8 protein-coding genes are annotated in these 11,414 nt (G+C 75.7%); all 8 read left to right on the top strand.

Annotated elements, in window-relative coordinates; genetic code table 11:
- The first annotated feature begins 875 nt into the window (after positions 1-875).
- The 8 genes from rsmH to ftsW all read left to right on the top strand — a co-directional run bounded on the left by rsmH (position 876) and on the right by ftsW (position 11,392).
- A complete protein-coding gene (gene rsmH / locus AC0IVP_RS15970) occupies positions 876-1,853 on the top strand; it encodes a 16S rRNA (cytosine(1402)-N(4))-methyltransferase RsmH (RefSeq protein WP_471757774.1) in 978 nt (325 codons plus the stop codon).
- Positions 1,853-2,380 (top strand): cell division protein FtsL, encoded by a 528-nt coding sequence (gene ftsL, locus AC0IVP_RS15965; RefSeq protein WP_471757772.1) that lies wholly within the window; start codon positions 1,853-1,855, stop codon positions 2,378-2,380. The genes rsmH and ftsL overlap by 1 nt, the downstream gene beginning before the upstream one ends.
- A 2-nt stretch (positions 2,381-2,382) precedes the next feature.
- A complete protein-coding gene (locus AC0IVP_RS15960; RefSeq protein ID WP_471757770.1) occupies positions 2,383-4,239 on the top strand; it encodes a peptidoglycan D,D-transpeptidase FtsI family protein in 1,857 nt (618 codons plus the stop codon).
- A gap of 89 nt (positions 4,240-4,328) precedes the next feature.
- Positions 4,329-5,831 (top strand): UDP-N-acetylmuramoyl-L-alanyl-D-glutamate--2,6-diaminopimelate ligase, encoded by a 1,503-nt coding sequence (locus tag AC0IVP_RS15955; RefSeq protein WP_471757768.1) that lies wholly within the window; start codon positions 4,329-4,331, stop codon positions 5,829-5,831.
- A 2-nt stretch (positions 5,832-5,833) separates the two neighbouring features.
- Positions 5,834-7,258, top strand: coding sequence for a UDP-N-acetylmuramoyl-tripeptide--D-alanyl-D-alanine ligase (locus AC0IVP_RS15950; protein ID WP_471757766.1), 1,425 nt, complete (start codon positions 5,834-5,836; stop codon positions 7,256-7,258).
- Positions 7,255-8,337: a phospho-N-acetylmuramoyl-pentapeptide-transferase gene (gene mraY / locus AC0IVP_RS15945; RefSeq protein ID WP_056299265.1), complete on the top strand. Its 1,083-nt coding sequence runs from the start codon at positions 7,255-7,257 to the stop codon at positions 8,335-8,337. The genes AC0IVP_RS15950 and mraY overlap by 4 nt, the downstream gene beginning before the upstream one ends.
- On the top strand, positions 8,337-9,755 hold the full coding sequence (gene murD, locus AC0IVP_RS15940) for a UDP-N-acetylmuramoyl-L-alanine--D-glutamate ligase (RefSeq protein WP_471757764.1): 1,419 nt from the start codon (positions 8,337-8,339) through the stop codon (positions 9,753-9,755). Before mraY ends, murD begins: the two co-directional genes overlap by 1 nt.
- An 11-nt stretch (positions 9,756-9,766) precedes the next feature.
- Positions 9,767-11,392, top strand: a complete 1,626-nt coding sequence (gene ftsW, locus AC0IVP_RS15935) for a putative lipid II flippase FtsW (RefSeq protein WP_471757762.1) — start codon at positions 9,767-9,769, stop codon at positions 11,390-11,392.
- Positions 11,393-11,414: the final 22 nt, after the last annotated feature.

Below are 11,414 nucleotides of genomic sequence, written 5' to 3'. Positions count from 1 at the left end.
CCCCCGCGCCCCACCCGGCACCACCGCACACAGCACCACCGCACCCAGCACGACCGAGCCCCACCCGAGCCGACTTCCCCGCGGCTCGGACCCGGACCGCCAGCCGACTTCCCCGCGGCTGGAGACCGGCGGAGCACGGAGGCGGTGCCACCCGGGACGCGACAGCCCGACCAGCCCGACCAGCCCGACCAGCCCGACCAGTCCGATCAGCACCACCCGCACGACGGCAGCACCTGCTCCCTGACCCCGAGCAGCAGCGGACCTCGGTGCGGGGCCTCTCCTGGCGCACTTCCCCGGCGCCAGGCGGGCCCCGCCCGCGAGGACCACTGGACGCGACACCAGATCGACGCGAGACCAGCGAGACCAGCAGGACGGCAGTGCAGCAGGACGGCACGGCACCGAGTCGCGGCCCCGGTCGCCGACCGGGACGGCACACGCAGGACCCGAACGACTCCCGGGACTCCCCGGACACCCCGCACGACCACGCACCAGGCCCGACCCGGCTCTCCGGAGTCCCACCAGCACCTGGGGCCACGCGAGTCACACCAGCACCACCGTTGGGGCAGCCCGCGGGGACACCGCGGCACACCACCGCAGAGCAGCGCCGCACGGCAGCACCGCACAGCACCGCAGCACCGCAGCTCCACCCGGCTCCACGCCGGGCGTCGTCCCGGCACCTCGGGCCGGCGACACCCAGGTCATCGGCAGTCCGCAGGGCCGTCGGTACCGCCTGACCAGCAGTTGCGCACCTAAACACCGATCCCGAGTCGATCCCGGGCCCACCGTGGCCGAGAACGACAGCAGCACCCGCACTGACCGTCGGCCCACGGCCGGACCGACGACCTCACGCACGGACAGCACCGAGAGGACGCGTCATGAGCGCAGACGAGCCGCGCGAGCCCGCGCTGCACGTCCCCGTGCTGCTCGACCGGGTCGTGGAGCTGCTCGGCCCCGCCTGCAGCACCGACGGCGCGGTCCTCGTGGACTGCACGCTGGGCCTGGCCGGCCACACGCTGGCCATGCTGGACGCGCACCCCGGCCTGCGCGTGATCGGCCTGGACCGCGACCCCGACGCCCGCGCCGAGGCCGCCCGCCGGATCGCCGCCGCCGGGCACGGCGACCGGGTCACCCTGGTCCCCGCCGTCTTCGACGAGCTCCCCGAGGTGCTCGCCGAGCTCGGGGTCACCGAGGTGCAGGGCGTGCTGCTGGACCTCGGGGTCTCCTCGCTGCAGCTCGACCGGCCCAGCCGGGGCTTCAGCTACTCCGCCGACGCGCCGCTGGACATGCGGATGGACCCCAGTGGCCCGCTGACCGCCGCCGACGTCGTCAACACCTACCCGCACGGCCAGCTGGCCCGGGTCCTGTCCACCTACGGCGAGGAGCGCTTCGCCGGCAGGATCGCCTCGGCGATCCTCCGGGAGCGCGAGAAGCAGCCCTTCACCACCACCGGCCGCCTGGCCGAGCTGGTCCGCGACTCCATCCCCGCCGCCACCCGGCGGACCGGCGGACACCCCGCCAAGCGCACCTTCCAGGCGCTGCGGATCGAGGTCAACGACGAGCTGGGCGTGCTGACCCGGGTGCTCCCCGCCGCCGTCGACGCGCTGGCCGTGGGCGGCCGGATCGTCGTCATCACCTTCCACTCCCTCGAGGACCGGATCACCAAGCAGGCCCTCGCCGTCGGCACCACCGACTCCACGCCGCACGGGATGCCGGTGCCGATGCCCGAGCACGCCCCGACCATGCGGCTGCTCACCCGCGGCGGCGAGGCCCCGACCGAGGCCGAGACCACCGTCAACCCCCGCGCGGCCTCGGCCCGGGTCCGCGCCGCCGAACGCACCCGGAGGGCTGCCTGATGAGTGCCACCGCACGCGTGCACACCGGGGCCCTGCGGTCCCGGTCGGCCACCGCACCCCGGACCACCCCTCGGACCACCCCCCGGACCAGTCCGACCCGGCGCACCGGACCCGTCCAGGTCCGCCCGCAGCTGCGCCTGGTCACCGCCCCCGTCGGCACCCCGACCCGCACCCGCCGCACCGCGGCACCGGCGCGGCGCCGGGCGCCCTTCGTCGTCCTGGTCGTGTCCCTGCTGGCCGCCACCGCGCTGTCCCTGCTGGCGCTGAACACGGCCATCGCCGTGGACTCGCTGCAAGCCAGCCAGCAGCGTGCGGCCAACGCCGAGCTCGCGCAGCAGGTGGAGCGGCTCGAGCAGCAGGTCACCGACGCCCGCACCCCGGCCCAGCTCGCCGCTGCGGCAGCGGCCGCCGGACTGGTCCCCGCCGGCGCCGCCGGCCACGTCGTCCTCGGCCCGGACGGCACCTCCGTCGTCCGTGGCACCCCCGTCCCGGCACCCGTGCCCGGCGCCGACCCGGCCGGAGGCTGACCGTGAGCACCCGCAGCAACGACCCCTCCCGCCGTCCGGCGCGCTCCGGGGACCGTCGTCCCGGCACGGCCGGCCGTGACGCACTGCGTCCGCGCCGCGAGCCCGGCACCCGCCGTGCCCGCGGGCTGACCCCCACGGTCCGGGCCCGGCGCAACCGCTTCGGGCTGATCGCGATGGTCACCCTGCTGGTCGCCGTCGTCGTCAAGCTCGTCGTGCTCCAGGGCATCGACGGCAGCGCCTACGCCCAGGCCGCCGAGGACGACCGGATGCGGGTCTTCGACATCTCCGCCATCCGCGGCGAGATCGTCGACCGCGACGGCAACCGGCTGGCCTACTCCGTGGAGGCCAGCCGGGTCGTCGCCGACCCGACGATCGTGCCCGACCCCGAGCGCACCGCGCTGGCGCTGACCACGCTGCTGGACGTGCCGGCCGGCGAGCTCACCGAGCAGCTGTCCGGCGAGGGCCGCTACGTGGTGCTCGCCGAGCAGGTCGACACCGCCACCACCGACGCGATCAGCGAGCTGGCCCTGGACGGCATCTCCTTCCAGGACGACCCGGTGCGGCTGTACCCGGCCGGTGTCGTCGGCGGGCAGATCGTCGGTTTCGTGGGCCGCGACGGCGACGGCCTGGCCGGCATCGAACAGCGCTACGAGGACGTCCTGGCCGGCACCGACGGCGAGCGCCGGGTGGAGGTGGGCGCCGGCGGGCTGCCCATCCCCTCCGGGATCGACGCCTCCACCCCGGCGGTGGACGGCGGCTCGGTGCAGCTGACCATCGACGAGGACCTGCAGTACACGGTGCAGCAGCGCCTGGACGTCGAGTGCGCCAACGGCCTGACCACCCGCGGCTCGGCCGTGGTCCAGGAGGTGGCCACCGGCGAGATCGTCGCAATGGCCACCTGCCCCGGCTACGACCCGGCGCAGGCCCGCAACACCGACCCCGAGCTGCTGGGCAACCCGGCGGTCTCCGACGTCTTCGAGCCCGGCTCGGTGATGAAGGCCGTCACGCTGGCCGCCGCCATCGAGGAGGGCCACGCCACCCCCGACACCGTGCTCAGCGTCCCCGGGCACATCCAGGCCGGGGACCGGGTCGTCACCGACGCCCACGACCACGCGCCGATCGACTGGACGGTGACCGGCATCCTGGCCAAGTCCAGCAACGTCGGCACGATCATGCTGGCCCGCGAGGTCGGTGACCAGCGGCTGGAGGAGTACCTGCGGGCCTTCGGCATCGGCTCCACCACCGGCATCGAGCTGCCCGGGGAGAGCGCCGGCATCCTGCAGGACTCGGCGGACTGGACCCAGAGCAGGGCCGCCAACATCCCGATCGGGCAGGGCGTCTCGGTGACGGCGCTGCAGATGGCGTCGGTCTACCAGACCATCGCCAACGGCGGCGTCCGGATCGAGCCCCGCCTGGTCAGCTCGGTCACCGCCGCCGACGGCACCGTCACCACCGAGCCCCGCCCCGAGGGCACCCGGGTGGTCAGTGAGTCCACCGCCGACCAGCTGGCCTACATGCTGGAGGCCGTCGTCGGCCCCGGCGGCACCGCGCCGCTGGGCGAGGTCGACGGGTTCCGGGTCGCCGGCAAGACCGGGACGGCGCAGCGCGCCAACCCCGAGTGCGGCTGCTACGACGGCGGCGGGTACTTCACCACCTTCGTCGGCTTCGCCCCGGCCGACGCCCCCCGCTACGTCATCGCCGTCGACCTGGAGCGGCCCACCAGCTCGGCCGAGGGCGGCCAGGTCGCAGCGCCGGTGTTCGCCGACCTGATGCAGTACGCGCTCACGTCCTCCGACGTGGTCCCCTCGGGCACCGCCCGGCCGGAGTTCCAGCTCACCGGCACCGCCCCCACGAACTGACCCGGCTCCCGGCCCGGCCCGGTCCCCGCCACGCGCCGAGCCGGGTCGTCGACGGGGGCCGGGCGGCCACGCCGGTAGATTGGAGCCCCGTGAGCACCGCCCTGTCGCAGCTGGCCGACCTCATCGGCCCCGCCGTCCAGGGAGACCCCACGGTGCCGGTGACCGGGGTGTCCCTCGCCTCGGGCGAGGTCCGGCCCGGTGACCTGTACGCCGCGCTGCCCGGCGCGCGCACCCACGGCGCCGCCCACGCGGCCCAGGCCGTGGACGCCGGCGCGGTCGCCGTCCTCACCGACCCCGAGGGGGCGCAGCGGCTGCGTGACCTGCCGGTGGCCGTGTGCGTCGTGGACGACCCGCGCGCGGTGGTCGGCGCCGTCGCCTCCCGGGTGTACGACCGGCCCAGCGGGTCCCTGACGGTCCTGGGCATCACCGGCACCAACGGCAAGACGACGACCGCCTACCTCGTGGAGGCCGGCCTCGCCGCGGCCGGCTGGACCAGCGGCCTGATCGGCACCGTGCAGACCCGCACCCGCGGCACCGGCCCCGACGGCGCCCCGGTGGTCACCGAGCTCCCCAGCGTCCGGACGACGCCCGAGGCCCCCGCGCTGCACGCGCTGCTGGCCGGCATGCGGGCCGACGGCGTGCGCGCGGTGGTGATGGAGGTGTCCAGCCACGCGCTGGTGCTGGGCCGGGTCAACGGCGTCGCCTTCGCCGCCGCCGGGTTCACCAACCTCTCCCGCGACCACCTGGACTTCCACGGCGACGTCGAGACCTACTTCCAGGCCAAGGCCCGGCTCTTCGACGGTCGCGCCGCGCACGAGGTGGTCGACGTCGACGACGAGCACGGCCGGCGGCTGGTGGGCGCCTCGACCACCACGGTGAGCGGTACCGGCGCGCCCGCGGACTGGCGGGCCACCGACGTGGCCACCGGGCCCGACGGCGGGTCGGTGTTCACCCTGCACCTGCCCGACGGGTCCACCCGGCCGGCGTCGCTGCGACTGCCCGGGTCCTTCAACGTCTCCAACGCGGTGCTCGCGGTCGCCCTGCTGGACGCCGTCGGCGTGCCGGTGGACGCCGCGCTGGTCGGCATCGCAGCCACCGTGGTCCCGGGGCGGATGGAGCCGGTCGAGGCCGGCCAGCCCTTCGTGGCGGTCGTGGACTACGCGCACACCCCCGACGCCGTCGCCACCGCCCTCGCGGCGCTGCGCGCCACCGGCCGCGGACGGGTCCTCACCGTGCTGGGCTGCGGCGGCGACCGCGACCCCGGCAAGCGGGCCGGGATGGGTGCGGCGGCGGCCGCGGGCAGCGACCTGCTGGTCGTCACCGACGACAACCCGCGCTCGGAGGACCCGGCGGCGATCCGCGCCGCGATGCTCGCCGGGGTCCCCGCGGACAGCGTCTGCGAGGTCCTGGAGGTGGGGGACCGGCGCGCCGCCATCGAGGCGGCGGTGCGTCGCGCCCGCCCGGGTGACACCCTGCTCCTCGCCGGCAAGGGCCACGAGACCGGTCAGGACGTCGGCGGGGTCGTGACGCCCTTCGACGACCGGGTCGAGCTGCGCCGCGCACTCCAGGCCGCACCGGACAGAGAGGCCTGACCGTGATCGAGCTCAGCCTCACCGAGATCGCCGCCGCCGTCGGCGGCGAGCTCGTCGGACCCGACGCCGTCGTCACCGGGGCGGTGACGGTGGACAGCCGCACGGTCGGTGCCGGAGACCTGTACGTCGCGCTGCCCGGGGAACGGGTCGACGGGCACGACTACGTCGGTGCCGCGGTCGCCGCCGGGGCCGTCGGGGCGCTGTCCAAGCGCGCCCACGACGGCGGCCCCGTGGTCGTCGTCGATGACCCGGTCGTGGCCCTGGGACGGTTGGCGCACGCCGTGCACGAGCGGTTGACCGGCCTGACCACCGTGGGGATCACCGGGTCCTCGGGCAAGACCTCCACCAAGGACCTCCTCGGCCAGGTGCTGGACGCGGTCGCCCCCACGGTCAGCCCGCCCGGGTCCTTCAACAACGACATCGGCCTGCCGCTGACGGTCCTCTCGGCCGACGCCGGCACCCGGTACCTGGTCCTGGAGATGGGCTCGCGCGGCCCCGGGCACATCGCCCGGCTGTGCGCGGTGGCCCGGCCCGACGTCGGAGTGGTGCTCAACGTGGGCTCCGCGCACCTGGGGGAGTTCGGCAGCGCCGAGGTCATCGCCACCGCCAAGGGCGAGCTGGTGGAGGCCCTGGCCCCCGAGGGCACCGCCGTGCTCAACGCCGACGACGCCCGGGTCGCCGGCATGGCCCCCCGCACCCGCGGCCGGGTGCTGCTCACCGGCACCGGCCCGACCGCGCAGGTGCGGGCCACCGACGTCGTCCTGGACGCCGCCGCCCGTGCCACGTTCACCCTGCACGCCGGTGGGGAGACCCACGAGGTGTCCCTGCAGGTCGTCGGCGCCCACCAGGTGGCCAACGCGCTGTCGGCCGCCGGTGCCGCGCTGGCCGCCGGGCTCACCCCCGGCCAGGTCGCCGCCGGGCTCTCCGCCGCCGCCACCCGCAGCCGCTGGCGGATGGAGGTCACCGCACGCGCCGACGGCGTCACGGTGGTCAACGACGCCTACAACGCCAACCCCGAGTCCATGCGCGCCGCGCTCGCCGCCCTGACGAGGATGACCGGCACCCGCCGGGTCGCGGTCCTGGGCGCGATGGGCGAGCTGGGCCCCGGTGCCGACGACGAGCACGCCCGGCTCGGTGAGCACGCCGCCGGCGTGGTCGACCTGCTGGTGGCCGTCGGACCCGATGCACGCCAGATCGTGGCGGGAGCCGCCTCGGCGACCGCCACCGGGGCCGTGGCAGCACGGCCCCACCGAGAGGAGTCGGTGCACGTGCCGGACCGGGCTGCCGCCCGCCAGCTGCTCGCGGGGGTGCTGCGCCCGGGCGACGTCGTCCTGGTGAAGGCCTCCCGCTCCTACGGGTTCGAGCTGCTGGCCGCCGACCTCATCGCCGACGGCGGGGGAGCAGGCGACGAGGTGGGCGCGCAGTGAAGTCCGTCCTCGTCGCGGCCGCCTTCGGCCTGATCATCTCCATCCTGCTGACCCCGGTGGCCATCAAGGCCTTCCGCGGCCGCGGGTTCGGGCAGGAGATCCGGGACGACGGCCCGGAGAGCCACCTGTCCAAGAAGGGCACGCCCACGATGGGCGGCACCGTCATCGTCTTCGCCACGGTGGCCGGCTACTTCATCTCCCACCTGTTCCTGCTCGGCCAGGAGGGGCGCGGGGTCACGACCACGGCGTTGCTGCTGCTGTTCCTGTTCGTCGGGCTGGGCACGGTCGGGTTCCTCGACGACTACCTCAAGATCCGGCACCGGCGCAGCCTGGGCCTCAACAGCACCGCCAAGCTGGTCGGTCAGCTGGTCGTCGGGCTGGTCTTCGCCGTCCTCGCGCTGGTGGAGACCGGTGGACCGGGCGGGCAGGCGGTGGCCTCCACCACGGTGTCCTTCGTCCGGGAAATCGCCCCGCTGGCCATGCCCGCGGTGCTCTTCGTGGCGCTGGCCTACCTGTTCATCGCCGGGTTCTCCAACGCCGTCAACCTCACCGACGGCCTGGACGGGCTGGCCGCGGGCTGCTCGGCGATGGTCTTCGGTGCCTACGTCGTCATCTCCTTCTGGCAGTTCGGGCACGACTGCAGCACCGCCGTCGTCGCCGGCTGCTACACCGTCCGGGACCCCCTGGACGTCACGCTGGTCGCGGCCGCGGCGATGGGCGCCTGCCTGGGCTTCCTGTGGTGGAACACCTCGCCGGCCCGGATCTTCATGGGCGACACCGGCTCCCTGGCCCTCGGTGGCCTGATGGCCGGCATCGCGATCGTCACCCGCACCGAGCTGCTGCTGGTCGTGCTGGGCGGCCTCTTCGTCGCCGTCACCCTGTCGGTGGTCATCCAGGTGGCCTTCTTCAAGGCGACCCGGCGGCGGGTGTTCCGGATGGCGCCGCTGCACCACCACTTCGAGCTCGCCGGCTGGGCGGAGAACACCGTCATCGTGCGGTTCTGGTTGGTGACCGGGATGGCGGTCGCCTTCGGCATCGGCGCCTTCTACGCCGACTGGCTCTCCCTCACGGGGCTGTGATGGCCGCCCTGGGGCGGGTGCTGGTCTGCGGGCTGGGTGTCTCGGGGGCCGCCGCCGCACGGGTGCTGCTGGCCCGCGGGGACACCGTGCTGCTCGCCGACGCCGGCACCCCGTCGGTGCGCGCCGAGCTCGAGGAGGCCGGCGCGACCTGGCTGGGCGCGGTCACCGAGTGCCCGGACGACGTCGACCTGGTGGTCACCTCGCCGGGCTGGCGGCCGGACTCGCCGCTGCTGCGCTCGGCGGCCCGGGCCGGCGTCGAGGTGGTGGGGGAGCCCGAGCTCGCCTGGCGGCTGCGCCTGCCGCTGGCCGACGGGCGGCCCGCGCCCTGGTACGCCGTCACCGGCACCAACGGCAAGACCACCACGGTCACCATGCTGGAGGCCCTGCTGCTGGCCGGGGGTCGCCGCGCGGTCGCCGCCGGCAACGTCGGCCGCCCGCTGGTCGAGGTGGTCACCGCCACCGACCCCGACGGCACGCCCACCTTCGACGCGTTCGCGGTCGAGCTGTCCTCCTTCCAGCTGCACTGGTCCTCCTCGCTGGCCCCGGCGGCCGCCGCGGTGCTCAACGTCGCCGACGACCACGTCGACTGGCACGGCAGCGCCGAGGCCTACCGGGACGCCAAGGCCACGGTGCTGGCGCTGACCCCGGTCGCGGTCGCCGACGCAGGCGACCCGGTGGCCGCCGCCCTGGTCCGCGAGCACCCGCACCCGGTCACCGTCACCCTCGACGAGCCGCAGCCCGGCCAGCTGGGGGTCCGGTCCGGGGCGCTGGTGGACCGGGCGTTCGCCGCCTCCCCGGCCGGCGACGTGCTGGTGGAGAGCTCGGCGTTGCAGGTCTCGGGCCCGCACAACACCGTCAACGCCCTGGTCGCCGCCGCGCTGGCCCGGGTCGCGGGGGTGGACGCCGAGGCCATCGGACGCGGGCTGGCCGGCTTCCGGGGCGGCGCGCACCGCAACGTCCTGGTCGCCTCCGTCGACGGCGTCGACTGGGTGGACGACTCCAAGGCCACCAACCCGCACGCGGCCGGCGCCTCGCTGGCCGCCTACCCCCGGGTCGTCTGGGTCGCCGGCGGCCTGCTCAAGGGCGCCGACGTCGACCCGCTGGTCGCCGCGGTCGGCGCCCGCCTGGCCGGGGTGGTCCTGCTGGGCCGCGACCGCGAGGTGCTGGCCAGGTCCCTGGCGCGACACGCCCCCACCGTCCCCCGGATCGTCGTCCCCAGCGGTGATGATGCAGGCGTGGCGGGTGTGACTGCTGTGACTGGCGAGGCCGTGATGACCCAGGTCGTCCGGGCCGCTGCACGGCTCGCCCAGCCGGGGGACACCGTCCTCCTCGCTCCCGCCGCCGCGTCCATGGACGTGTTCACCGACTACGCGCACCGCGGCCGCGCCTTCGCCGACGCGGTACGCCAGCTGCACTGACGGGGGCCTCGATGGCGAGCACGACGACCGCCCGACCGCGCGCGACCGCGGACGGGGCACCCCGGACCACCCGCCGGGAGACCACGTCGGCCGCCGCCCGCCGCCGGGGCGAGGCCGCCTCGCGCGGCCCGCTCTTCCGGGCCCCGGCCTGGCTGGACGGCCCGATGACCACCTCGCACCTGGTCCTGGGCTCGGCCGGGCTGCTGCTGGCCATCGGACTGGTCATGGTGTTCTCGGCCTCCAGCGTCGAGGCGGCCATCGACGGACAGCCCGCCTGGCTGCCCGGCGTCCGGCAGATCGCCTTCGCGGTGGTCGGCCTGGGCGCGATGCTGGTCGCGCTCCGCCTGCCGGTCGGCTACGTGCGCCGGTACTCCGGGGTGGGCCTGCTGCTGTCCGCGGTGCTGCTGGCCGCCGTGCTCGTGCCCGGCATCGGCAAGGAGCTCAACGGCGCCCGGCAGTGGATCCCGCTGGGCTTCGTGGACTTCCAGCCCTCCGAGCTGGCCAAGCTGGTGATGGCCCTGTGGGGCGCCCACGTCATCGCCCTGCGCGATCGCTGGCTGACCACGAAGTCGCTGCTCGTGCCCGTCGTCCCGGTCTTCCTGGTCTTCGCCGCCCTGCTGCTGCTCGAACCCGACATGGGCGCCACCGTCGGGCTGGCCCTCGTCGTCGCCGGTCTGCTGTGGGCCGGTGGGCTGCCCGGCCGCTGGGTCGCCGGCCTCGCCCTGGTCGCCGCGGCCGCCATCGCCGTCATCGCGCTGAGCGCGTCCTACCGGGCGGCCCGGCTGTTCTCCTTCCTGGACCCCTTCGCCGACGCCGAGAGCGGTGGCTTCCAGGCCGTCAAGGGCCTGTACGCGCTGGCCACCGGCGGCTTCTGGGGCGTGGGGCTGGGCAACAGCCGGATGAAGTGGAACATCCTCCCGCACGCCGAGAGCGACTACATCTTCGCGATCATCGGCGAGGAGCTGGGCTTCCTGGGGTGCCTCGTCGTCGTCACCCTCTACGGGGTGCTCGCCTACGCCGGCTTCCGGATCGCCCGCCGGGCGACCGACCGGTTCATCCAGCTGGCCAGCGTCGCCATCACCGTGTGGCTGATCGGGCAGGCCTCGATCAACATGGGCTACGTGGTCGGTCTGCTGCCGGTCACCGGTGTCACGCTGCCGCTGGTCTCCGCCGGTGGCACCTCGCTGGTGCTGACCCTCTTCATCGTCGGCCTGCTGGTCCGCTTCGCCCGCGCCGAGCCCGCCGCCATCGAGCACGAGCGCGCCCACCGCGCCGCGCACCCGGTCCGTGGGCTGGGCCGGCTCGCCCGCTGGCTGGTGCCGGTGCCCGCGCACGCCGTGGACCCGCTGCCGACCGTGGGACGCCGTCGGACCGAGCCCGGGCCGGCGCGGCCTCCGGCCGGCCGCACGCTGACCCGCACCGGACGACCGGGGCCCCGGGCCGAGGAGCCCGAGGGCCCGCGGCGGGAGCGCCGGGTGCCCGCGGGAGCGCCGGGGCCGGCAGCCGGGCAGACTGCCCGGGACCGTGCGGCACCCCGTGACGGGGCCACCCGGGGGGCCACCCCCGGCCGGACCCGTGAGCCGGGCCGCCCCCGGACGGACCGGCCGGAGCGCGAACGGCCCGGCCGGCCGCGGTGACCCCCCGACCCCTGTGAGACTG

It is taken from the genome of Klenkia sp. AC732, from assembly GCF_979256525.1.
This window is presented reverse-complemented; position numbering and strand designations above follow the sequence as displayed.

Bases quoted from the DNA above. Each gene is read 5' to 3' on its own strand.
- rsmH (WP_471757774.1), top strand. From the start codon at position 876: ATGAGCGCAGACGAGCCGCGCGAGCCCGCGCTGCACGTCCCCGTGCTG.
- ftsL (WP_471757772.1), top strand. From the start codon at position 1,853: ATGAGTGCCACCGCACGCGTGCACACCGGGGCCCTGCGGTCCCGGTCG.
- murD (WP_471757764.1), top strand. From the start codon at position 8,337: ATGGCCGCCCTGGGGCGGGTGCTGGTCTGCGGGCTGGGTGTCTCGGGG.
- ftsW (WP_471757762.1), top strand. From the start codon at position 9,767: ATGGCGAGCACGACGACCGCCCGACCGCGCGCGACCGCGGACGGGGCA.